The sequence below is a fragment of the Pseudomonas sp. USTB-Z genome (assembly GCF_019691255.1).
Taxonomy (GTDB): Bacteria; Pseudomonadota; Gammaproteobacteria; order Pseudomonadales; family Pseudomonadaceae; genus Aquipseudomonas; species Aquipseudomonas alloputida.
The window spans coordinates 38725-61896 of sequence record NZ_JAECZP010000001.1 but is presented as its reverse complement, the minus strand read 5'-3'; the positions used below and the strand labels follow the sequence as shown (position 1 = coordinate 61896).

Below are 23172 nucleotides of genomic sequence, written 5' to 3'. Positions count from 1 at the left end.
CGCTACGGCATACCGGTAGTACTTACTGCTGGTGCTCACCGCGCTCGCGGGCGATGGCCCGATAGCCGATGTCGGAACGGTAGAAGCTGCCGTTCCAGCTGACTTCCTTGGCCAGGCGATAAGCCTGCTGCTGCGCGTCGGCAACGGTGCTGCCCATGGCGGTGGCACACAGCACGCGCCCGCCGTTGGTGGTTACCTTGCCATCCTTGAGCGCAGTACCGGCATGGAATACCTTGCCTTCGATCTTGGCGGCAGCGTCCAGGCCGTTGATCACGTCGCCCTTGGCGTAGTCGCCCGGGTAACCGCCCGCTGCCAGGACCACGCCCAGGCTCGGGCGCGGGTCCCACTGCGCTTCGACCTTGTCCAGTGCCTTGGCGAATGCAGCTTCCACCAGCAGTACCAGGCTCGACTCCAGGCGCAGCATGACCGGCTGGGTTTCCGGGTCGCCGAAGCGGCAGTTGAACTCGATGACCTTGGGGTTGCCCGCCTTGTCGATCATCAGGCCGGCGTAGAGGAAGCCGGTGTAGACGTTGCCTTCCTCGGCCATGCCGCGCACGGTTGGCCAGATCACCTGGTCCATCACGCGCTGGTGCACGTCGGCGGTAACCACCGGGGCAGGGGAGTAGGCGCCCATGCCGCCCGTGTTCGGGCCGGTATCCTGGTCGCCGACGCGCTTGTGGTCCTGGCTGGTGGCCATGGGCAGCACATTGTGGCCGTCGACCATGACGATGAAGCTGGCTTCTTCGCCGTCGAGAAACTCTTCGATCACGACACGCGAACCTGCTTCACCGAAGGCGTTGCCAGCCAGCATGTCACGCACGGCGGCTTCGGCTTCTTCCAGCGTCATGGCGACGATCACGCCCTTGCCGGCCGCCAGGCCATCGGCCTTGATCACGATTGGCGCGCCTTTTTCCTGCAGATAGGCCAGCGCTGGCTCGATCTCGGTGAAATTCTGGTAGTCGGCGGTCGGGATCTTGTGACGTGCCAGGAAATCCTTGGTGAAGGCCTTGGAGCCTTCCAGCTGGGCCGCGCCCTTGGTTGGGCCGAAGCAGTCCAGGCCGCGGCTGCGGAACAGGTCGACCACGCCGATAACCAGCGGTGCTTCCGGGCCGACGATGGTCAGGTCGACGTTTTTCTCGGCGAAGTCGGCCAGTTGCTCCAGGGCACACACGTCGATGGCGACGTTCTCGCACTTGGCTTCAATGGCGGTACCGGCGTTGCCCGGTGCAACGAAGACTTTCTCGACGCGTGGGTCCTGGGCGACTTTCCAGGCCAGGGCGTGCTCGCGGCCGCCGCTGCCGATGATCAAAACTTTCATGTCAAAACCTCGATTCAAGTGATCCCGTGGCTTGCGCCGAACGCTGTGGGAGCGGGCTTGCCCGCGAATGCGGCGGTGAATCCACCATCGTATTCGCGGACAAGCCCGCTCCCACAGGATCTCGACTCGCCTCGGGACCCGCGTAATTAGTGGCGGAAGTGGCGCATGCCAGTGAAGACCATCGCGATGCCGGCCTCGTCGGCAGCAGCGATGACTTCAGCATCACGCATCGAACCACCCGGCTGGATCACGGCGCTGATACCCACTTTAGCTGCATTGTCGATACCGTCACGGAACGGGAAGAATGCATCCGACGCCATGACCGCGCCCTGCACCTGCAGGCCAGCGTGCTCGGCCTTGATTGCAGCGATGCGGGCGGAGTTGACGCGGCTCATCTGGCCGGCGCCGACGCCGATGGTCTGGCGCTGCTTGGCGTAGACAATGGCGTTGGACTTGACGAACTTGGCCACTTTCCAGGCGAATACCAGGTCGTGGATCTCTTGCTCGGTCGGGGCACGCTTGGTGACGATCTTCAGGTCATCGGCGGTGATCATGCCGATATCGCGGCTTTGCACCAGCAGGCCACCGTTGACGCGCTTGAAGTCCCAACCGGCAGCGCGCTCGGCTGGCCACTCGCCGCACTCCAGCAGGCGTACGTTCTGTTTGGCAGCCACCACGTCGCGGGCGGCCTGGGAGATTTTCGGGGCGATGATCACTTCGACGAACTGGCGGTCGACAATGGCCTTGGCGGTTTCGCCGTCCAGTTCACGGTTGAATGCGATGATGCCGCCGAACGCCGATTCGGTGTCGGTCGCGTAGGCCAGGTCGTAGGCTTTGCGGATGCCGCCTTCGTCTTCCGGTACTACCGCCACGCCGCACGGGTTGGCGTGCTTGACGATGACGCAGGCCGGCTTGACGAAGCTCTTTACGCATTCCAGTGCGGCGTCAGTGTCGGCCACGTTGTTGAATGACAGTTCCTTGCCTTGCAGCTGGACAGCGGTGGAAATGCTGGCTTCGCCTTTCTTGGCTTCTACATAGAACGCCGCGCTCTGGTGCGGGTTCTCGCCATAACGCATTTCCTGTGCCTTGACGAACTGGCTGTTGAAGGTGCGCGGGAATTCGCTGCGCGCCTCGGTGCTCAGGGTGTCCTTGGCTTGGTCGATGGTGCCCATGTAATTGGCGATCATGCCGTCGTAGGCGGCAGTGTGCTCGAACGCCTTGAGCATCAGGTCGAAGCGCTGGGCATAGGTCAGGCCACCGGCCTTGAGGCCTTCGACGATGCCGGCGTAGTCGCTGGCGTTGACCACGATGGCCACGTCCTTGTGGTTCTTGGCTGCCGAACGGACCATGGTCGGGCCGCCGATGTCGATGTTCTCGATGGCGGTCGGCAGGTCACAGCCAGGCTTGGAAATGGTGGCTTCGAACGGGTACAGGTTGACCGCAACCAGGTCGATCGGCTTGATGCCGTGCTCGTTCATGATGGCGTCGTCGGTGCCACGACGGCCGAGGATACCGCCGTGGATTTTCGGGTGCAGGGTTTTGACCCGGCCATCCATCATTTCGGCGAAGCCGGTGTAGTCGGCCACTTCCACCGCGTTTACGCCGTTGTCCTTGAGCAGCTTGTAGGTGCCGCCGGTGGACAGGATCTCGACACCGAGCTGCTGCAGCTCACGGGCGAATTCGAGGATACCGGTCTTGTCGGAGACGCTGATCAGGGCGCGGCGGACTGGCAGGCGGGTAGTCTGGTCGGTCATTTCGGGTTCCAATAACGCGGTGGAGTCAGCAAAAAAGGCGCCTCTGTTCAGGGAGTCGCCTTTTCTGGATGGGATTCTGGCTTACAACAAGTCGTACTGCTTGAGCTTCTTGCGCAGGGTGCCTCGGTTCAGCCCGAGCATCTCGCTGGCCTTGGTCTGGTTGCCCTTCACGTAGTTCATCACGCTTTCGAGCAGGGGCGCCTCGACTTCGGAGAGCACCAGGTTGTACACGTCCGTCACGGTCGCGCCTTCCAGGTGGGCGAAGTAGTTGTGCAGCGCCTTCTCGACGCTGTCGCGAAGGGTCTGGCCCTCTTCGCTCGGCGTGTTGAGGTGCTGTTTCAGGTTGGCGTTGTCGCTCACGGGCGTTGTTCCACTCACAAAATTCTCGGTCATCATCGTCATGCGGCCACCCCTTGTCCGTCCTCTGTCTCAAGGCTCTGTCGACGTTCGCTGAAAAACGCGCGAACGTTGGCGCACTGCGCTTGTGTGTCTTCCAAAGCGTTGAACCGGGCGCGAAACTCCTTGCCGCCGGGTCGTGTTGCCAGGTACCAGCCAACGTGCTTGCGGGCGATACGTACGCCCATCACATCGCCATAGAAGGCATGCAGCGCGGCCAGATGCTCCAGCAGGATGCGTTCCACTTCGTCCAGTTGCGGCGCTGGCAGATGTTCGCCAGTGCGCAGGTAATGCTCGATCTCGCGAAAGATCCATGGCCGCCCTTGGGCAGCCCGGCCAATCAACAGGCCATCGACCCCGGTGGTTTCCAGCACCGCCCGGGCCTTTTCTGGCGAGGTGATATCGCCGTTGGCAAAAACCGGGATTGACACCGCCTGCTTGATGGCAGCGATGGTGTCGTATTCGGCTTCGCCGGTGTACAGGTCGGCACGTGTGCGGCCATGCACCGCCAGCGCCTGGATGCCAGCCTGTTCGGCAATCTTCGCCACGTTCAGGCCGTTCTTGTTCGCCCGGTCCCAGCCGGTGCGGATTTTCAGGGTCACCGGTACGTCCACAGCGCTGACCACGGCGTGGAGGATCTCGCTGACCAAGGCTTCATCTCTCAATAAAGCAGAGCCTGCGGCTTTGTTGCAGACTTTTTTTGCCGGGCAGCCCATGTTGATGTCGATGATCTGGGCACCCGCTTCGACATTGGCCTTTGCCGCCGCTGCCATCATCTGCGCATCACCGCCGGCGATCTGCACCGAGCGTGGCTCGGGATCACCTTCATGGATGCGGCGCAGGCTCGACTTGCGGCTGTTCCACAGGCTCATGTCGCTGCTTACCATTTCCGACACCACCATGCCGGCGCCCAGGCGCTGGCAAAGTGTACGGAAAGGCTGGTCCGTGACCCCGGCCATGGGCGCGAGGATCAGGTTGTTACGTAGTGTGTATTGGCCGATGCGTACCGCCGACATAGGTGATCCCTGTTGTGGGGCCGAATCTTGGAGTTCGAAAAAGGGTTGGCATGATACCCGCTCTCGATGACTGGATAAAGATGGATTTGGATAAAATCTGAACAGTTGTCGGCTTATGCCTTTGCGCTTCAAGCAGCAAGCGACAGGACGAAAAGCGGTCGCGGTTGGGGCTTCTTGTCTTGTCGTTTGCTGCTGGCCGCTTGTCGCCTACTCCGGCGAACGGAAGCTCAGGCTGTAATTCACGGCCTTCGGCCCAGGGTCGAGGATGTCCAGGGCAATGTGGATTGGCGTCTGGCTGGGCATTTCGCCGCGCCCTGCCAGTTCCCCCGACAGGTACTCGCTGGGCTTGAAGCGACGGCTGGCGATCAGTTGGCCATTGAGGTCGGCGAAGCGCAGCTCCAGCAATGGGAACGGCTGGGCGAACGGTGCGCGGTTGTAGATGATCGCGTCGACAATGAGTGCGCCCTTGAAGTCCGGGTGGCTGCGCACCACCAGATTGCTGCTCTTGATGCGTGCAATATCGACGCGGGTAGGCACCTGGCAACCGATCATCGGGCAGATCTGCTGGAAAATCGGCCGATACTGGTCCTGTCGGGCCATTTCGTCGAAATGGAACCACACGTACTGGAACGCCAGCAGGCCGGCAGCCAGCAAGGTCAGAAAGCCCCACAGCAGGCGCTTGCCCCAGTTGGGTGCGGGTTTTTCCCAGCCTAGCTGCAGCGGGTCATCGACCACATCGACCAGCGGCTCCTTGCGCGAGGGGCGCTCGGGCTTGCCAGCAAAGCCTGGTTCCAGGCGCTCTCCGGGCAGTGGCTCGACGGGCTCGTCGTCGTGCGCCGACAGGCGCAGCGCCAGTGGTTCGTCGTCGCGGGCGCTCAGGCCTTTTTCCGGGGTTTCGTCATCGCTGATGCGCAGCGGTTCGCTGAATGCGGGCTGGTCATCGCGTTCGGCCGCTCGGTGCACAGGCGGCTCGCCATCGATGTCCAGGTCAAGGTTGCTGCCCAGGGTAGGCTCGGTACGCTCGCCGGGGGCAGGCTCCAGGTCCAGCTCCAAAGGTTCCGGTTCCAGTAGCACCGGGGTAGGCTCTGCCGGTTCCTGCGGCGCGTAGGGCTCATCGGTAGCCGTACCGAAAAGGTCTTCTGCGTGTTCGTCCGGGTGAAGTTCATCGCGCCGTGCCTGCAGCTTCTCATCCTTGCTGGCCGGGTGGGCCGGGGCCGGTTGGCCGCGACGCTCCAGGCGCTCCAGTTCCTTGTCGAGGTCGAGCTCGTCCAGCGCCTGGGCAGTCAGCGCCCAGTCCTGGTCAGGAGGGGTGCCGCGTACGCTGTCGGCGGGCTCTTGCGCCGGCTCGGCCAGCGGCGCGGCAGGCGCTGGAGGTACCGGTGCCGGCACCACGGGGGCGCTGGTGGTAGCGGCGCGGTTTTGCTCCAGCAGCTGCTTGGCGGCATTGAATACCTGCAGGCAGTGACCGCAGCGCACCACGCCACGCGCCACGCCCAACTGGTGGTGGGTGACGCGAAAGCTGGTCTGGCAATGCGGGCACTGGGTGACGAAACTGTCGGTCATGCGGCAATCCGGGAGCTGTGCAGAAAAGTATTCTAGGCCCGCTTAGCGACGCCGACCACTGATGCGCACCCAGCCGTCGCGCACGACGATCGGGTCCAGTTCAAAGTCGGCGGCATAAGCGGCGGCCACGTCTTCACCTTGCTCGGCGAGGATGCCAGACAGCGCCAGCAGGCCACCTGGGCGAACCAGGCCGGACAACTGTGGCGCCAGCGACACCAGCGGGCCGGCGAGGATGTTGGCAACCAGCACGTCGGCCTGCATCGCCGGCATGTGTTCGGGCAGGTACAGCGCCAGTTTCTCGTCGGCAATGCCGTTGCGTTGGGCGTTGTCGCGCGAAGCCTCGATGGCCTGCACGTCGATGTCGGTGCCTACCGCTTCGCGGGCGCCCAGCAGCAGCGCAGCGATGGCCAGGATGCCCGAACCGCAGCCAAAGTCCAGCACCTGGGTGCCTTCAAGCTGCTGGCCGTCGAGCCATTCCAGGCACAGGGCCGTGGTGGGGTGGGTGCCGGTGCCAAAGGCCAGGCCCGGGTCGAGCAGCAGGTTCACGGCGTCCTTTTCCGGGGCATCGTGCCAGCTGGGCACGATCCACAGGCGTCGGCCGAAGCGCATCGGCTGGAAGTTGTCCATCCAGCTGCGCTCCCAGTCCTGGTCCTCGATCACCTCGGCCTGGTGCTCGGGCAGCTCGGCGCCGGTCAGCAGGCGCAGGTGGGCGAACACCTGTTCAGGGTCGGCATCGGCCTCGAACAGCGCCAGCAGGTGAGTGTGCGACCACAGCGGAGTGGTGTTGAGGTCTGGTTCGAAGATCGGTTGATCTTCGGCATCCATGAACGTGACCGAGACGGCGCCTACTTCAAGCAGCGCATCTTCATAGGTTTCGGCTTGTTCCGGGCTGATGGCCAGGCGTACTTGCAGCCAGGGCATGGCGGGCACCTTTGATAAATCGACAGGGGCAGCCCTAGGCTGCGCGAAGGCTGGCAGTTTACGCGAGTGCGGGGGATTTGTGGATCGGGGGCTGCACTGCAGCCCCCGGGCATGTATCAGACAAAACAGAGCGACAGCGACTCGGCTATATAAGCAGGCTTCTCTTCACCCTCGATCTCCAGCGTGGCAATCGCCTTGAGTAGCCACTGCCCCGGTTTTTTCTCGGTCACCTCGCCCAGCTTTACCTTCAGCCGAACCCGGCTGTCGACCTTTACCGGCTGAATGAAGCGCACGCTGTCCAGCCCGTAGTTCACCACCATCTTCAGCCCTTGCGGCAGAACGAGGATGTCCTCGATCAGCTTGGGGATCAGCGACAAGGTCAGGAAACCATGGGCAATCGTGCCGCCAAACGGGGTTTTTGCTGCCTTCTCAGGGTCGACATGGATGAACTGGAAGTCGCCGGTCGCCTCGGCGAACAGGTTGATGCGCTGCTGGTCGATCTTCACCCACTCCGAGTGGCCCAGCTCCTTGCCAACGTACTGCGAAAGCTCTGTAACCGGTACATGGGGCATCGCGGACTCTCCGGGTTGTCAGTTGGTACGAAAGTACAAGATCAGCACGGCGAACCGTTTCAGTCAAGTTGCCCGCTTTTCGGCGAATATCGGTCTGAAGCTGTGCGTGCTTATAATGGCGGCCATGCCCGAGGGAGATGCTTATGCTGTTGCGTGGTTTGACCTGGCTGGTACTGTTCCAGCTGCTGGGGACGGCGATCAATCACCTGTTTATGCCGTTTTTGCCCGGGCCGATCATCGGCCTGTTGTTGCTGCTGCTCTTTCTCATGGCTCGCGGTGAGGTCGGCAAGCCGCTGAACGAGGCCGCCAGCAGCTTGCTGCGCTATCTCCCGCTGCTGCTGGTACCGCCGGCAGTCGGGGTGATGGTATATGCCAAGGACATTGCCGCCGACTTCTGGGCGATTGTCGGGGCCTTGCTGATCTCCTGCCTGGTGACCCTTGTGTTCGTCGGTGTGCTGATGCAAAAGCTCATTCAGCGCCAGGGCAAGCGTGAGGAGCAGCCATGATGCTCGACTGGCAGGGCGCACTCGATGCGGTCATTCATCACCCATTGTTCGGTATTGGCATCACGCTGGGGGCCTATCAGGTAGTGCTGGCAGCCTACGAGAAAACCCGCTGGATCTTCCTGCAACCTGTACTGGTGTCGATGCTGCTGGTGATCGGTGTGTTGCTGCTGTGCGGTATCGATTACAGCGAATACCGCAAAAGCACCGAAATCATGAACATCCTGCTGGGGCCCGCTACGGTGGCCCTGGCTGTGCCGCTCTACCTCAACCTGCGGCGTATCCGTCAGCTGTTCTGGCCTACATTTACTACGCTGGTAGTCGGAGGCCTGTTCGCCACGCTCTGCTGCCTGGTGCTGGGCTGGTGGTTCGGTGCCGAGCACATGATCCTGATGACCATGGCGCCGAAGTCCGTCACCTCGCCGATCGCCATGCTGGTGGCTGAGCAGATTGGCGGCGTGGCGGCCCTGGCGGCAGTGTTCGTGTTGATTACCGGGGTGATTGGGGCGATCTTCGGCCCGGCATTGCTGAGCCGCTTCGGCGTGCACAGCCCTGAGGCGCGCGGCATGTCGCTGGGCGTGACCGCACACGCAGTCGGCACTTCGGTGGCCCTGCAGGAAAGTGACGAATGCGGCGCCTTTGCCGCGCTGGCGATGAGCCTGATGGGAGTGGCTACAGCGGTGTTCCTGCCGCTGGCAGTCAGCCTGGTGGCTTGAGGAATTGTGATGACGCTACCGCTGTTTCCGCTCAATACCGTGCTGTTTCCTGGCTGCTTTCTCGATTTGCAGATTTTCGAGGCGCGCTACCTGGACATGATCGGGCGCTGCATGAAGCAGGGCGAAGGATTTGGGGTGGTGTGCATCCTTGAGGGCGAACAAGTCGGCAAGGCGCCGCCGGTGGTCGCCTCGATCGGCTGTGAAGCGGTGATCCGCGACTTCGTGCAGCAGGATAACGGCTTGCTGGGTATTCGCGTCGAGGGCGTGCGGCGCTTCAATCTGGAAAGCTCCGAGGTGCAGAAGGACCAGCTGCTGGTGGGCCAGGTGCAATGGCTGCCGGAGCAGGCAGACAGCCCATTGCTGGAAGCCGATGACGACCTATTGGCGCTGCTGGTGGCCCTGGGTGAGCACCCCATGGTCGAAGCGCTGGGCATGCCGCGCCCGGTGGACGGGCGTCAGGCGCTGGCCAATCAGCTGGCGTATCTGTTGCCGTTCATGGAAGAGGACAAGCTGGACCTGCTGACCCTCGATTCGCCGCAGCAGCGGCTGGGGGAAATCCAGAAGCTGCTGGAGCGGATTCAGGGTGAGTTGTTCGCCTGATGGTTCTGCATTGCCTGTGCCGGCCTATTCGCGGGTAAACCCGCTCCTACGACAAGCGCGATACCCAGTGTAGGAGCGGGTTCACCCGCGAATAGGCCGGCACAGGCAACATCAATATTGATACCTGACCAACGCCTGCGGCAGCGCATGCATGGCGAAGAACGTCAGCAGCGCCACACATGCCGGCAACACCAGCCACCACACCCGCAGCGGCAGGGCTGGCAGGGTCTGCTGGCGTTGCACCAGTGTCAGGCTGAGTGCGCATACGCAACAGGCCAGCAGGGCCCCAGCCAGGATATCGGTTGGCCAGTGCGCCCCCAGGTACACCCGCGACAGGGCAATCGCCAGTGCCGGAATGCACCCCAGCATCACCCAGGTCAGGCGCATCCGTGGTGGCTGGCCACGCCCTGCCAGCACGGCCATGACCAGGAAGAACGCGAACGATGCCGAGCTGTGCCCGCTGGGCATGCTGTAGCTGGTCAGTGGGTCGGTCAGTACTTCCGGCCTGGCCCGGGCAAATAGCCATTTCAGTGTGCCGTTGGCGATCGCCGTGCCCATCAACGCGCCCGCCGCGAAAAATGCGTGTCGCCACTGACGGGCAAGCAGCAGCAGGCCGGTCAGCAGGCCGCCGAGGAACAACTGGGTGCGGAAATCGCCTAGCCGTGTCACCAGCACCACGGTGCTGTCGATGGCCTGGCTGCGATGCTCCTGGACCAGTGTCATCACGCCTTGGTCGAACTCATGGAGGTAGGGCCAGCCGAGGAATACACCGGCCAGGGTGATGAAGCTGAGCGCGGCAACCAGCCGGGTGCCGTGGCGCTGGTCACGCAGGCTGGTATTCAGGCTCAGGCCGATCAGCACCGCGAGGGCGCCGGCGATGATCCCGGCGTCCAGCCAGAAGCCTTCCGGCAGGGGCAGGCGCATGGCGGCGCCGGTGGCCCAGCCGGGCAGTAGGTAGGCGACCGACCAGCCGGCACCCGCCAGCAGGCTGACGGCGATGAAGCGCGGCAGGGGCATGTCGAACATGCCGGCGACCATTGGCAGCATCGGCCGCAGCGGGCCGATGAAACGGCCTACCAGCAGGCTGGCGATGCCATAACGCTGGAAGTAGCTTTCGGCGCTGCCGATCCATTCCGGATGGTGACGTAGCAGCGGCAGCCGGCGAATGTTCTGGTGGAAGTACTTGCCCACTGCGTAAGACAAGGCGTCGCCCAGCAGGCCGCCGAGAAAGCCGAGGAGCAGCGTTTCGCCCAGGCTGAACGTGCCACTGCCGGCCAGTACCGCAACGGCGAACAGCAGTACGGTGCCCGGCACGATAATGCCGGCGATGGCCAGGCATTCGATGCAGGCCACCAGGAAAATCGCCAGGCCAAGCCACTGCGGGTTGGCGCTGAGCCAGCCGGTCAGGCTGTCGAGCCATTGGCCCATGTTCAGCTTCCTTGTTCGAGAATGAAGAAATCACGGCCTTCGACTTGGCCGCGGCGTAACGGGTTCCGTGTGCAGAAACGGGCGTACTCGGCATCGACGAAGCGGTACGGCAGGTGCTCGTCGCGCCCGTGCGGAATGCCCAGGCGAGCGGCCTGGATCACCCGGGGCACGGCGTTGCCGCAGTCCTCGACGTACAGGCGTTCGGCGTCGAAACGCTGGGCGTCCCAATGCGGCACTTTCAGGCCCAGGGCCCGGCATAGCAGGGTCTGGCCGGCGCACAGGCGCTCTTGCGGGCGGATATTGCCGCTTGCATCGGGGTTGTTCAGTTGCATCTGCGCCAGGCTGTCGGGCCCCGAGAGGGTGTCCTGCCAAGGATAGGCAGACTTGATCAGCACCGCGTTGCCCGGCCCGTGGGCGCTGAAGTTCAGCGAGTCGCCGCCGCGGGCGTAGTACATGTAGATATGCCCCCCATCCAGGAATAGCGCCTTGCGTTTTTCGGTGTAGCCGAGCGAAGCGTGGCTACCTTTGTCGGAAAGGTAGTAGGCCTCGGTCTCGATGATCCGCGCGGCCAGCCACAGGTCGCCGTGGCGGTGACGGATGACCTTGCCCAGCAGGGCCTTGGCCAGGGTCTGGGCGTCGCGGTCGAAAAAGCTGTCGGGCAGGGCTGGCATGCGGGCAGTTCGTGGCTGGAGAGGCGGGGATGATAGCAATGAATGGCTTAATCGAGGCTGAATTGGAGGGTGATGTTGGCAATGCCGGCCCTTTCGCGGGCATGCCCGCTCCCGCTGGTGGTGCATAGGTCCAGGCCTTGTAAAATCCCTGTGGGAGCGGGCGCGCCCGCGAAAGGGCCGCAACAGGCGATGGAAATCTCGATAACCCCGGTTACATCTTTCCTACACATTGCCCCATCCATTTTCTACCATCCGCCACCCGCCGCTGGGCGTACACCTGCGCGGCAGTTATAATTAGCCGATTTCCCCTTCGCCAAGACACCGAACCCATGACTGAGTCCGTTCTTGACTATATGACCCGCCTGGGTCGCGCTGCCCGTGAGGCTTCCCGGGTGATCGGCCGTGCCAGCACCGCGCAGAAGAACCGCGCCCTGCAAGCCGCCGCCGACGCGCTGGACGCTGCCCGTGCCGAACTCGCCGCTGCCAACGAACTGGACCTGGCCGCCGGCCGCGCCAGTGGCCTGGAGCCCGCACTGCTCGACCGTCTGGCGCTGACCCCGGCGCGTATCGACGGCATGATCACCGGCTTGCGCCAGGTGGCCAGCCTGCCGGACCCGGTCGGTGCCATTCGCGACATGAGCTACCGTCCATCGGGCATTCAGGTAGGCAAGATGCGTACCCCGCTGGGGGTGATCGGGATCATCTATGAATCGCGTCCGAACGTGACCATTGATGCCGCCAGCCTGTGCCTCAAGTCGGGCAATGCAACCATCCTGCGGGGCGGTTCCGAAGCCATACACTCCAACCGCGCCATTGCCACCTGCATTCAGCGTGGCCTGGCCGAAGCCGGCCTGCCGGCGGCGGTGGTGCAGGTGGTCGAAACCACCGACCGCGAAGCCGTGGGCGCGCTGATCAGCATGCCGGAATTCGTCGATGTCATCGTACCGCGCGGAGGCCGTGGCCTGATCGAGCGCATCAGCCGCGATGCCCGCGTGCCGGTGATCAAGCACCTGGACGGCATCTGCCACATCTATGTCAGCCAGCATGCCGACCTGGACAAGGCCTGGAATGTGGCTTTCAACGCCAAGACCTACCGCTACGGCATCTGCGGTGCCATGGAAACGCTGCTGGTCGACCAGCAAGTGGCTGAGCGCTTCCTGCCAGAAATGGCCCGCCGCTTCGTGGAGAAGGGCGTGGAGCTGCGCGGTTGCGAGCGTACCCAGGCTATCATCAGCGCCAAACCGGCCACCGAAGCCGACTGGCACACGGAATACCTCGATGCGATCCTGTCGATTCGCGTGGTCGACGGCCTGAACCAGGCCATCGAGCACATCAACCACTATGGCTCGCACCACACCGACTCGATCATCAGCGAACACCAGGGTGAAGCCCGTCAGTTCATGGCTGAGGTCGATTCGGCGTCGGTCATGCTCAACACCCCGACCTGCTTTGCCGATGGCTTCGAGTACGGCCTGGGTGCGGAAATCGGTATTTCCACCGACAAGCTGCATGCCCGCGGCCCAGTCGGCCTGGAAGGCCTGACCTGCGAGAAGTATGTGGTGATCGGCGATGGCCAGTTGCGCGGCCAGGGGTCCTGCTGAGTTGAGCAAGGCCCAGGCAGTCCGGCGTATCGGCATTCTAGGTGGTACCTTCGACCCCGTGCATATCGGCCACTTGCGCAGCGCGCTGGAAGTTGCCGAGTTCATGGGGCTGGATGAGCTACGCCTGTTGCCCAATGCCCGGCCGCCGCACCGCGACACGCCACAGGTGGCCGCGCAGGATCGCCTGGCCATGGTCCGTGAAGCGGTGCAGGGCGTCGCTTGCCTGAGTGTCGATGCCCGCGAGCTGGAACGTGACAAGCCGTCGTACACCATCGATACGCTGGAATCGATCCGCGCCGAGCTGTCCGGCCACGACCAGCTGTTCCTGGTGCTGGGTTGGGATGCCTTCTGTGGCCTGCCCGCCTGGCATCGCTGGGAAGAATTGCTGCAACACTGTCACATCCTGGTACTGCAACGTCCGGATGCCGACGTAGAACCCCCTGACGAGTTGCGCAACCTGTTGGCTGCGCGCTCGGAGAGCGATCCCACCGCCATGTCCGGCCCGGCGGGAAATATTTCGTTCGTCTGGCAGACGCCGCTTGCGGTGTCGGCTACACAGATCCGACAGCTGCTGGCCAGCGGCAAATCGGTGAGGTTCCTGGTGCCGGACGCCGTACTGGCCTATATCGAGGCGCACGAACTGTATCGTGCGCCCAACTGACGGTGCCTCTGGCGCCTCATCCAACGAGTTGAACGAGTTTTATATGACCAAGCAGAAAATTTACGGCGAAGAACTGGTCGCAGTGACCAAGGCAGCGCTGGAAGACGTCAAGGCCCAGGACATCCAGGTCATCGACGTGCGCGAGAAGCACAGCCTGACCGACTACATGATCATTGCCACCGGTACCTCCAACCGCCAGATCAACGCGATGGCCGAAAAGGTCCGTGAAGCCGTCAAGGCCAAAGGCGCCCAGCCACTGGGTGAAGAAGGCAAGGGCGACAGCGACTGGGTGCTGCTGGACCTGAACGACGTCATCGTGCACATGATGACCGCCGCTGCCCGCCAGTTCTACGACCTTGAGCGCCTGTGGCAGGGTGCCGAGCAAAGCCGTGCCGCCGATGGCAAGCACCACAGCCCGGACCATGCCCACGAGTACTCCGACAAGCTCAAAGACCGCGAATAAGGAAAGCGCTGTGCGTCTGCGCCTGATTGCGGTCGGCTCGCGCATGCCGAAGTGGGTCGAGGAAGGCTGGCATGAATATGCCAAGCGCCTGCCCGCCGAGCTGTCGCTGGAGCTGGTGGAAATCCCGCTGAATACCCGTGGCAAGAATGCCGACGTCGCCCGCCTGATCCGTCAGGAGGGCGAAGCCATGCTGAGCAAGGTGCAGCCTGGGGAACGCATTGTCACCCTCGAGGTCCATGGCAAGCCCTGGAGTACCGAACAGCTGGCCACCGAGCTGGACCGCTGGCGCCTGGATGCGCGCACGGTGAATTTGATGGTGGGTGGCCCGGAGGGCCTGGCGCCTGAGGTTTGCGCACGCGCCGAGCAACGTTGGTCGCTGTCGCCGCTGACTTTGCCGCACCCGTTGGTAAGGATACTCATCGGCGAGCAGATCTACCGCGCCTGGACCGTGTTGTCCGGGCACCCTTACCACAAATGAGCCTGTAAGCAGTCCGATGTCGCAGCCGATCCGTCTCAAGGACCACGAGAAAGACGCCCGCCTGGTGCGCAACCGCGTCGTGGTCGGCGCAGTCGCGATCATGCTGCTTGTGTGCGTGTTGATCGCACGGCTGTACTACCTGCAGATCATCCAGTACGACTACCACTCCACGCTGTCGGAGAACAACCGGGTGCATGTGCAGCCGATCCCGCCGACCCGCGGGTTGATTTTCGACCGCAACGGGGTGATCGTTGCCGACAACCGGCCCAGCTTCAGCCTGTCGATGACCCGCGAACGTGCGGGTAACTGGCAGGAAGTGCTGGATACCATCGTCGAAGTGCTTGAGCTCACCGCTGACGACCGTGCCCTGTTCGAGAAGCGCATGCGCCAAGGCCGCCGGCCATTCGAGCCGGTGCCGATCCTGTTCGAGCTCAACGAAGAGCAGATCGCCCGCGTGGCGGTAAACCAGTTCCGCCTGCCGGGTGTCGAGGTGGTGGCCCAGCTGGTGCGGCATTACCCGCAGGGTGCGCATTTCGCCCATTCGGTGGGTTATGTAGGGCGGATCAACGAGAAAGAGCTGAAAACGCTCGACCCGGTGAACTACAGCGGTACCCACCATATCGGCAAGACCGGCATCGAGCGCTTCTACGAGGCCGCCCTACACGGTCAGGTGGGTTACGAGGAAGTCGAGACCAACGCCCGTGGCCGTGTGCTGCGGGTGCTCAAGCGCACCGACCCGAAGCCGGGCAAGGACATTGTGCTGAGCCTGGACATCAAGCTGCAGGAGGCCGCTGAAGCCGCCCTGGGAGGCCGGCGTGGTGCAGTGGTTGCGCTCGACCCGCGCACCGGCGAGGTACTGGCGATGGTGAGTCAGCCTAGTTTCGACCCCAACCTGTTCGTCACCGGCATCAGCTTCAAGGCCTATGCCGAATTGCGCGATTCGATCGATCGGCCGCTGTTCAACCGCGTGCTGCGTGGCCTGTACCCGCCGGGGTCGACCATCAAGCCGGCGGTGGCTATTGCCGGTCTGGACAGTGGCGTCGTGAATGCCAGCAGCAGGGTGTTCGACCCTGGCTACTACCAGTTGCCCAACTACGACCATAAATACCGTAACTGGAACCGCTCCGGTGATGGCTGGGTCGACCTGGACACCGCCATCATGCGCTCGAACGACACCTACTTCTATGACCTTGCGCACAAGATGGGCATCGATCGGTTGTCCAGCTACATGAACAAGTTCGGTATCGGCCAGCGGGTATCCCTCGATATGTTCGAGGAATCTGCCGGGTTGATGCCGTCGCGCGAATGGAAGCGCGCCACTCGCCGCCAGGCCTGGTTCCCCGGCGAAACCCTGATTCTCGGCATCGGCCAGGGTTACATGCAGGCCACGCCGCTGCAGCTGGCCCAGGCCACTGCATTGATCGCCAACAAAGGTGTGTGGAACCGCCCACACCTGGCCAAGACCATCGAAGGCCTGCCGCCGGTGGACGACAACCCCATGGAAGACATCGTGCTGCGTGACAAGTCCGACTGGGCCAAGGTCACCCATGGCATGGAACAGGTGATGCACAACGCCCGCGGTACCGCGCGCAAGGCAGCTGCCGGTGCCCAGTACCGCATTGCCGGCAAGAGCGGCACCGCCCAGGTGGTGGCGATCAAGCAGGGCGAGAAGTATGACCGCAACAAACTCCAGGAGCGCCACCGCGACCATGCCTTGTTCGTCGCGTTTGCCCCAGCCGAAGCCCCGAAAATCGTGGTTTCGGTGATGGTCGAGAACGGTGAGTCCGGCTCGGGTGTCGCCGCTCCGGTGGTTCGCCAGATCATGGACGCCTGGCTGCTCGACGAAAACGGCCGGCTCAAACCCGAGTTCGCGCCCGCCACCGTTACCCAGGAATCGGCCCTGTGATGAACAATTTCGATCGCATGCTCTCCAGCGAGGATGTGATGCGTCGGCGTGCGAGCTTTCTGCAACGCATTCATATCGACGGCCCCTTGCTGATCATTCTGCTGACCCTTGCGGCCGGCAGCCTGTTCGTACTGTATTCGGCCAGTGGCAAGAACTGGGACCTGCTGCTCAAGCAAGCCACCTCGTTTGGCATCGGTCTGGTGTCGATGTTCGTCATCGCCCAGCTGGAGCCGCGCTTCATGGCGCGTTGGGTGCCGCTGGCCTACCTGGCCGGGGTGCTGTTGCTGGTAGTGGTGGACGTGATGGGCCACAACGCCATGGGTGCCACGCGCTGGATCAACATTCCGGGGGTGATCCGCTTCCAGCCCTCGGAATTCATGAAGATCATCATGCCGGCGACCATCGCCTGGTACCTGTCCAAGCGCACCTTGCCGCCCCATTTGAAGCACGTGGCGATCAGCCTGGTGCTGATCGGCGTGCCGTTCATGCTGATCGTACGTCAGCCCGACCTGGGGACTGCGCTGCTGATCCTGGCCTCCGGTGCCTTCGTGCTGTTCATGGGCGGCTTGCGCTGGCGCTGGATCCTCAGCGTGCTGGCGGCAGCCGTGCCCGTCGCGGTGGCCATGTGGTTCTTCGTCATGCACGACTACCAGAAGCAGCGGGTATTGACCTTCCTCGACCCTGAAAGCGACCCGTTGGGCACCGGTTGGAACATCATCCAGTCCAAGGCGGCGATCGGCTCGGGCGGGGTGTTTGGCAAAGGCTGGCTGCTTGGCACGCAGTCGCACCTGGACTTTTTGCCGGAAAGCCACACCGACTTCATCATCGCCGTGCTCGGCGAGGAGTTCGGCCTGGTTGGCATCTGCCTGCTGCTGATTGTCTACCTGCTGCTGATCGGCCGTGGTCTGGTGATCACCGCCCAGGCGCAGACCCTGTTCGGCAAGCTGCTTGCGGGCAGCCTGACCATGACTTTTTTTGTATACGTGTTCGTCAATATCGGAATGGTAAGTGGCCTTCTGCCCGTGGTGGGCGTGCCGCTACCTTTTATCAGCTATGGCGGAACATCGTTGGTGACGCTGCTGTCAGCGTTTGGCGTTTTGATGTCGATCCATACGCACCGCAAATGGATCGCGCAGGTTTGAATAAGGTGAACAATTTCATGCAAGCAGTGCGTAACTGGGCTGCCCGTTGTGCGCCTTGGATCGGTGCGGTGGGCCTGTTCGGCGCTGTACAGCTGGCCCATGCCGGCGAATACGACGGCTCGCCCCAGGTAGCCGCGTTCGTTGGCGAAATGAGCCGCGACTATGGTTTTGCGCCTGAGCAACTGATGGGTGTGTTCCGTGAGGTACAGCGCAAGCAGTCGATCCTCGACGCCATATCGCGCCCGGCCGAGCGGGTCAAACCGTGGAAGGACTATCGGCCGATGTTCATCACCGATGCACGTATCGCTCGCGGTGTGGATTTCTGGCGTCAGCACGAGGCTGTGTTGGCACGTGCCGAGCAGGAGTACGGCGTACCTGCGCAGTACATTGTCGCAATCATCGGCGTGGAAACCTTTTTTGGCCGCAATACCGGCAACTACCGGGTGATCGACGCCCTGTCGACGCTGGGCTTCGACTACCCGCCACGGGCCGAGTTCTTCCGCAAGGAGCTGCGTGAGTTCCTGCTGCTGGCCCGGGATGAGCAGCTCGACCCCTTGACGCTCAAGGGCTCGTACGCTGGCGCCATGGGGCTGCCGCAGTTCATGCCAAGCAGCTTCCGCAACTACGCGGTGGACTTCGACGGGGACGGCCACATCAATATCTGGAACAACCCTGACGATGCCATCGGCAGTGTGGCCAGCTACTTCAAGCGCCACGGCTGGGTGGCCGGCGAGGGTGTGGTCAGCCGCGCCTGGGTGGAAGGCATGCGCGCCGACGAAGGCCTGACCACCGGCATCGAGCCGGTGAAAACGGTAGGGGAGTTGCGTACGCTTGGCTGGTCGGTTCATGATTCGCTGCGCGATGATCTGCCGGTTACCGCCTTCCGTCTCGAGGGCGAGAGCGGCCCCGAGTACTGGATGGGCCTGAAGAACTTCTACGCGATCACTCGCTACAACCGCAGCGTGATGTATGCCATGGCGGTACATCAGCTTGCGGAACAGCTGGTTCAAGTACGGGGCGTCAAGTAATGCGCGCAATCATCTCTGGCAACGCTTTCAAGCTGCTCACCTGCCTCGCCGTCGGTGTGGCGCTGGCCAGCTGCTCTTCCAACCGGCCGGCCCCGAAAAGCAGTGGTAACGTCGTGCGCAGCCAGCCGGGCCTGGACATCAACCGGGCGCACAAGGACGGCGCACCGTGGTGGGACGTGGATGTGAACAAGATCCCCGATGCCACCCCGACCGTGCACACCGGTAACTACAAGGCCAACCCGTACACGGTGCTTGGCAAGACCTACTACCCGATGCAGGACTCGCGCAACTACCGCGCCGAGGGTACGGCGTCGTGGTACGGCACCAAGTTCCATGGGCAGAACACCGCCAATGGCGAACTGTACGACCTGTATGGCATGAGCGCGGCTCACAAGACCCTGCCTCTGCCGGCCTACGTCAAGGTGACCAACCTCGCCAATAACCGCAGCGTGATCCTGCGGGTCAACGACCGTGGCCCGTTCTATTCTGACCGCATCATCGATTTGTCCTACGCTGCGGCAAAAAAGCTCGGTTATGCCGAGATCGGTACCGCGCACGTGCGCGTCGAGGGCATCGACCCGCAGCAGTGGTGGGCCCAGCGTGGCCAGACCCCACCTATGGTGCTGAAAGAGCCGCAAGTGGCCCAGACCCAGGCAATACCGGCCAGTACCGGGCGTGTCGAGCAATGGACCCCGCCGCCACAGCAGCACGCCGCGCCCGTGGTACCGGTGCAGGTGGGTGGCAATAACGTGCCTGGCGGTAGCGGTGGCAGTTTCTTGCAGGTAGGCGCGTTCGCCAACCCGGACGCTGCCGAGTTGCTGCGCGCCAAGCTCAGCACCATGGTCAATGCACCCGTGTTCATCAGCTCGATCGTGCGTAACCAGCAGACCCTGCACCGCGTGCGCCTGGGGCCGATCGGCAGCCAGGGCGAGATCCAGCAAGCACAGGACAGCATTCGCCTGGCGAACTTGGGGCAGGCAAAGCTGGTCACAGCAGACTGACTGTGGGGGCGGGCGCGCCTGCGAAGACGGCAACACCAAACTATCGGTTTTGTCATGAATTGCCGGTCGCGGCCATGTACAATGACCGCTTTTGCCCGCAGCGACATAAAGCCGCACGTCCGCGGGCCAGGCCAACGGCCATAAAACTAGACTGACTGGCGCTGGGCACATGATCTTGCCCAGGGAACATCTCAGACCATTAGCGATTTTCGAGAGACGGATGAACATCACCAACCTTGCCAAACGACTTTGCCTGCCTGTACTGCTGCTGATCACGCCTGCCGCCTTCGCGGCGGAGCAGATGACGCCTGCGCCACCCCAACTGGCAGCCAAGTCCTACGTACTCATGGACGCGTCCAGCGGCAACGTGCTGGTCGAGAACAACGGTGACGAGCGCCTGCCGCCAGCCAGCCTGACCAAGCTGATGACCGCCTACATCGCCACCCTGGACATCCGCCGCGGCCAGATCGGTGAAAGCGACCCGGTTACTGTCAGCGAAAACGCATGGCGTACCGGCGGTTCGCGCATGTTCATCAAGGTTGGCAGCCAGGTCACGGTCAGCGACCTGCTGCACGGCATCATCATCCAGTCCGGTAACGACGCCTCGGTCGCCTTGGCCGAGCACATCGCCGGCAGCGAAGACGCCTTTGCCGACATGATGAACAAGACGGCTGCCGACCTGGGCATGACCAACAGCCACTTCATGAACCCGACCGGCCTGCCGAACCCCGAGCACTACTCGTCGGCGCACGACATGGCAACCCTGGCCCGTGCGATCATCAATGTCGACCCGGCCCACTACGCCATCTACTCGCAGAAAGAGTTTTTCTGGAACAACATCAAGCAGCCTAACCGCAACCTGCTGCTGTGGCGCGACAAGACCGTCGATGGCCTGAAAACCGGTCACACCGACGAAGCCGGCTACTGCATGGTGGCTTCGGCCGTTCGTGACGGCCAGCGCCTGATCGCCGTGGTGTTCGGTACCAACAGCGAACAATCGCGTGCTGCCGAAACCCAGAAGCTGCTGACCTACGGTTTCCGCTTCTTCGAAACCCAGACCTTCTACCAGAAGGGCACCGAGCTGACCCAGGCCCCGGTCTGGAAGGGCGCTACCAGCCAGATCAAGGCTGGCCTGGCTGACGACCTGACCATGACTATGCCTAAAGGCCAATTGAAGCGCCTGCAGGCTTCGATGACCATGAACCCGCAGCTCACCGCACCGATCGCCAAAGGTGACGTGATCGGCAAAGTGGAAGTCAAACTGGACGAGAAAGTGGTTCACAGCGCCGACCTGATTGCCCTTGATGGCGTCGAGGAAGGTGGTTTCTTCCGCCGTATGTGGGATAGCATCCGTCTATTCTTCTACGGGTTGTTCAACTGATACGTGACCTGCATGCCCCCGCGCCTACCGCGGGGGTGTTGTTGTTGCCACGGCTTACGAGGCCGTTTCCGCCATGAGCGAACCAGACGTCAAGTCGCACAAGATCGAATTCCCTTGCGACGATTACCCGATCAAGGTCATCGGTGACACCGTTGTCGGTTTCAAGGACACGGTCATCGAGATTCTCAGCAAGCACGCCAAAGTCGACCTTTCCACCCTGGCCGAACGCCAAAGCAAGGAAGGCAAGTACACCACCGTGCAATTGCACATCGTTGCCGAAAGCGAGAACCAGTTGCACGATATCAACAGCGCCCTGCGCGCTACCGGCATCGTGAAAATGGTGCTTTGATGTCCGCCTGCCTCGGTTTTCGCGAGCTTGGCCTGCAGCCCTATGAACCGGTGCTGGAGGCCATGCGTCGTTTTACCGAGCAGCGCAGCCCGGACAGCCAGGATGAAATCTGGCTGGTCGAGCACCCTGCGGTCTTCACCCAGGGGCAGGCCGGCAAGGCCGAGCACCTGCTGGTGCCGGGCGACATCCCGGTGGTGCAGACCGACCGCGGCGGCCAGGTCACCTACCATGGCCCCGGGCAGCTGGTGGCCTACCTGCTGCTGGATGTGCGCCGGCTGGGCTTTGGCGTGCGTGAGCTGGTCAGCCGTATCGAGCTGGCCCTCATCGACCTGCTCGCCAGCTATGCTGTTCAGGCGTCTGCCAAGCCCGATGCCCCGGGTGTCTATGTCGACGGAGCGAAAATCGCCTCCCTCGGCCTGCGAATTCGCAACGGCCGTTCGTTTCACGGCCTTGCCCTGAACGTGGACATGGACCTTGCGCCATTCCGCCGAATCAACCCCTGCGGCTATGCGGGGCTGGCGATGACCCAGCTGCGCGATCTGGCAGGTCCGATCGAACTCGACGAGGTCAGGACAAGGCTGCGCGGACAGCTGGTCAAGCACCTCGACTACGCTGAGCAGACGACCCTCACGGGCGGAATCGACTGAATATGACAACTGTGCAAGAAGCCGTGCCGAACCTGATACCTACCCAGGATGCCACCCCGCGCCCAGCGCCGAAGAAGGTGGAAGCTGGGGTCAAGCTGCGTGGTGCCGACAAAGTCGCGCGCATCCCGGTGAAGATCATCCCTACCGATGAGCTGCCAAAGAAGCCCGACTGGATTCGCGTGCGTATCCCAGTGTCGCCCGAGGTAGACCGCATCAAACAACTGCTGCGCAAGCACAAACTGCACAGCGTATGCGAAGAGGCCTCCTGCCCGAACCTGGGCGAGTGCTTCTCGGGTGGTACCGCCACCTTCATGATCATGGGTGACATCTGCACCCGTCGTTGCCCGTTCTGCGACGTTGGCCATGGCCGACCGAAGCCGCTGGATCTGGACGAGCCGAAAAACCTGGCGGTTGCCATTGCCGACCTGCGCCTGAAGTATGTGGTGATCACCTCGGTGGACCGCGACGACCTGCGTGACGGCGGTGCCCAGCACTTTGCTGACTGCATCCGGGAAATCCGCGCGCTGTCGCCGGGCGTGCAGTTGGAGACCTTGGTGCCGGACTACCGTGGCCGTATGGACGTTGCCCTGGAAATCACCGCGCAAGAGCCACCAGATGTGTTCAACCACAACCTCGAGACCGTACCGCGCCTGTACAAGGCCGCGCGCCCGGGCTCGGACTATGACTGGTCGCTGGACTTGCTGCAGAAATTCAAGCAGCTGGTGCCACACGTACCGACCAAGTCCGGCCTGATGCTCGGCCTGGGCGAAACCGACGAGGAAGTGATCGAAGTGATGCATCGCATGCGCGAGCATGACATCGACATGCTCACCCTTGGCCAGTACCTGCAGCCGTCGCGTAGCCACTTGCCGGTGCAGCGTTTCGTTCACCCGGACACCTTTGCCTGGTTCGCCGAGGAAGGTTACAAGATGGGCTTCAAGAACGTTGCCTCTGGCCCGCTGGTGCGTTCTTCGTACCACGCCGACCAGCAGGCCCACGAAGCCAAGATCAAGCTCTGAGCTATGCGCTAGCCTAGAGCAGAGCCACAGATGCCGAT

Annotated in this window: 24 protein-coding genes; 15 read left to right on the top strand and 9 right to left on the bottom strand. The window is 62.8% G+C overall.

The genetic code is table 11. The annotated features are described in order from the left end of the window. Window positions 1-22 precede the first annotated feature (22 nt). The 7 genes from purD to I8746_RS00270 form a co-directional block, all read right to left on the bottom strand. Window positions 23-1318 (bottom strand): phosphoribosylamine--glycine ligase, encoded by a 1296-nt coding sequence (gene purD / locus I8746_RS00300; protein ID WP_003249685.1) that lies wholly within the window; start codon window positions 1316-1318, stop codon window positions 23-25. Window positions 1319-1464: 146 nt separating this feature from the next. After that, window positions 1465-3072: a bifunctional phosphoribosylaminoimidazolecarboxamide formyltransferase/IMP cyclohydrolase gene (gene purH / locus I8746_RS00295; RefSeq protein WP_003249687.1), complete on the bottom strand. Its 1608-nt coding sequence runs from the start codon at window positions 3070-3072 to the stop codon at window positions 1465-1467. An 81-nt stretch (window positions 3073-3153) separates the two neighbouring features. Then, window positions 3154-3474 (bottom strand): DNA-binding transcriptional regulator Fis, encoded by a 321-nt coding sequence (fis, locus tag I8746_RS00290; protein ID WP_003249693.1) that lies wholly within the window; start codon window positions 3472-3474, stop codon window positions 3154-3156. After that, the gene (dusB, locus tag I8746_RS00285) at window positions 3471-4484 is read right to left on the bottom strand and encodes a tRNA dihydrouridine synthase DusB (RefSeq protein ID WP_003249695.1); all 1014 of its coding nucleotides are present in this window, start codon (window positions 4482-4484) and stop codon (window positions 3471-3473) included. Before dusB ends, fis begins: the two co-directional genes overlap by 4 nt. A gap of 207 nt (window positions 4485-4691) precedes the next feature. Further along, complete coding sequence (locus I8746_RS00280) at window positions 4692-6047, bottom strand: DUF3426 domain-containing protein (RefSeq protein WP_012053817.1); 1356 nt, start codon at window positions 6045-6047, stop codon at window positions 4692-4694. 42 nt (window positions 6048-6089) lie between these two features. Continuing rightward, window positions 6090-6968, bottom strand: coding sequence for a 50S ribosomal protein L11 methyltransferase (prmA, locus tag I8746_RS00275; protein WP_003249700.1), 879 nt, complete (start codon window positions 6966-6968; stop codon window positions 6090-6092). Window positions 6969-7084: 116 nt separating this feature from the next. Further along, window positions 7085-7540: a MaoC family dehydratase gene (locus I8746_RS00270; RefSeq protein WP_003249703.1), complete on the bottom strand. Its 456-nt coding sequence runs from the start codon at window positions 7538-7540 to the stop codon at window positions 7085-7087. Between the two features lie 143 nt (window positions 7541-7683). Here I8746_RS00270 and I8746_RS00265 point away from each other — a divergent pair, with 143 nt between their 5' ends. Genes I8746_RS00265 through I8746_RS00255 form a run of 3 tightly spaced genes read left to right on the top strand, consistent with a single transcriptional unit; the run spans window position 7684 to window position 9359 of the window. Continuing rightward, window positions 7684-8046 (top strand): CidA/LrgA family protein, encoded by a 363-nt coding sequence (locus I8746_RS00265; protein WP_221099794.1) that lies wholly within the window; start codon window positions 7684-7686, stop codon window positions 8044-8046. Beyond that, entirely contained in the window at window positions 8043-8759 is a 717-nt protein-coding gene (locus tag I8746_RS00260; RefSeq protein ID WP_004576852.1) for an LrgB family protein, read from the top strand. The genes I8746_RS00265 and I8746_RS00260 overlap by 4 nt, the downstream gene beginning before the upstream one ends. A 9-nt stretch (window positions 8760-8768) precedes the next feature. Continuing rightward, window positions 8769-9359, top strand: a complete 591-nt coding sequence (locus tag I8746_RS00255) for an LON peptidase substrate-binding domain-containing protein (RefSeq protein ID WP_003249708.1) — start codon at window positions 8769-8771, stop codon at window positions 9357-9359. Window positions 9360-9470: 111 nt separating this feature from the next. Here I8746_RS00255 and I8746_RS00250 read toward each other — a convergent pair whose 3' ends face one another. Both I8746_RS00250 and I8746_RS00245 read right to left on the bottom strand, forming a co-directional pair. Next, window positions 9471-10787, bottom strand: coding sequence for a bifunctional DedA family/phosphatase PAP2 family protein (locus I8746_RS00250; protein WP_014754576.1), 1317 nt, complete (start codon window positions 10785-10787; stop codon window positions 9471-9473). 2 nt (window positions 10788-10789) lie between these two features. Continuing rightward, window positions 10790-11458: a DNA-3-methyladenine glycosylase gene (locus tag I8746_RS00245; protein WP_010955424.1), complete on the bottom strand. Its 669-nt coding sequence runs from the start codon at window positions 11456-11458 to the stop codon at window positions 10790-10792. Window positions 11459-11787: 329 nt separating this feature from the next. Between I8746_RS00245 and I8746_RS00240 the strand changes: the two genes are divergently transcribed. The 12 genes from I8746_RS00240 (at window position 11788) to lipA (ending at window position 23134) form a co-directional block, all read left to right on the top strand. After that, window positions 11788-13059: a glutamate-5-semialdehyde dehydrogenase gene (locus I8746_RS00240; RefSeq protein WP_014754574.1), complete on the top strand. Its 1272-nt coding sequence runs from the start codon at window positions 11788-11790 to the stop codon at window positions 13057-13059. Continuing rightward, on the top strand, window positions 13028-13720 hold the full coding sequence (nadD, locus tag I8746_RS00235; RefSeq protein ID WP_010955423.1) for a nicotinate-nucleotide adenylyltransferase: 693 nt from the start codon (window positions 13028-13030) through the stop codon (window positions 13718-13720). The genes I8746_RS00240 and nadD overlap by 32 nt, the downstream gene beginning before the upstream one ends. Before the next feature lie 43 nt (window positions 13721-13763). Continuing rightward, window positions 13764-14183 (top strand): ribosome silencing factor, encoded by a 420-nt coding sequence (gene rsfS, locus I8746_RS00230; protein WP_009685825.1) that lies wholly within the window; start codon window positions 13764-13766, stop codon window positions 14181-14183. 10 nt (window positions 14184-14193) lie between these two features. Continuing rightward, complete coding sequence (rlmH, locus tag I8746_RS00225) at window positions 14194-14661, top strand: 23S rRNA (pseudouridine(1915)-N(3))-methyltransferase RlmH (protein ID WP_003249722.1); 468 nt, start codon at window positions 14194-14196, stop codon at window positions 14659-14661. Window positions 14662-14677: 16 nt separating this feature from the next. Continuing rightward, window positions 14678-16567: a penicillin-binding protein 2 gene (gene mrdA, locus I8746_RS00220; RefSeq protein ID WP_003249725.1), complete on the top strand. Its 1890-nt coding sequence runs from the start codon at window positions 14678-14680 to the stop codon at window positions 16565-16567. A gap of 38 nt (window positions 16568-16605) precedes the next feature. Further along, window positions 16606-17709, top strand: a complete 1104-nt coding sequence (gene rodA, locus I8746_RS00215) for a rod shape-determining protein RodA (RefSeq protein WP_003249727.1) — start codon at window positions 16606-16608, stop codon at window positions 17707-17709. A gap of 17 nt (window positions 17710-17726) precedes the next feature. Further along, window positions 17727-18737, top strand: a complete 1011-nt coding sequence (gene mltB, locus I8746_RS00210; RefSeq protein ID WP_003249729.1) for a lytic murein transglycosylase B — start codon at window positions 17727-17729, stop codon at window positions 18735-18737. Next, window positions 18737-19738: a septal ring lytic transglycosylase RlpA family protein gene (locus tag I8746_RS00205; RefSeq protein WP_003249731.1), complete on the top strand. Its 1002-nt coding sequence runs from the start codon at window positions 18737-18739 to the stop codon at window positions 19736-19738. The genes mltB and I8746_RS00205 overlap by 1 nt, the downstream gene beginning before the upstream one ends. A gap of 220 nt (window positions 19739-19958) precedes the next feature. Beyond that, complete coding sequence (locus tag I8746_RS00200; protein ID WP_003249733.1) at window positions 19959-21119, top strand: D-alanyl-D-alanine carboxypeptidase family protein; 1161 nt, start codon at window positions 19959-19961, stop codon at window positions 21117-21119. A gap of 73 nt (window positions 21120-21192) precedes the next feature. Further along, entirely contained in the window at window positions 21193-21468 is a 276-nt protein-coding gene (locus I8746_RS00195) for a DUF493 domain-containing protein (protein WP_003249736.1), read from the top strand. Then, entirely contained in the window at window positions 21468-22115 is a 648-nt protein-coding gene (gene lipB / locus I8746_RS00190; protein ID WP_003249738.1) for a lipoyl(octanoyl) transferase LipB, read from the top strand. Before I8746_RS00195 ends, lipB begins: the two co-directional genes overlap by 1 nt. 2 nt (window positions 22116-22117) lie before the next feature. After that, window positions 22118-23134 (top strand): lipoyl synthase, encoded by a 1017-nt coding sequence (lipA, locus tag I8746_RS00185; RefSeq protein ID WP_003249742.1) that lies wholly within the window; start codon window positions 22118-22120, stop codon window positions 23132-23134. Window positions 23135-23172 lie beyond the last annotated feature (38 nt).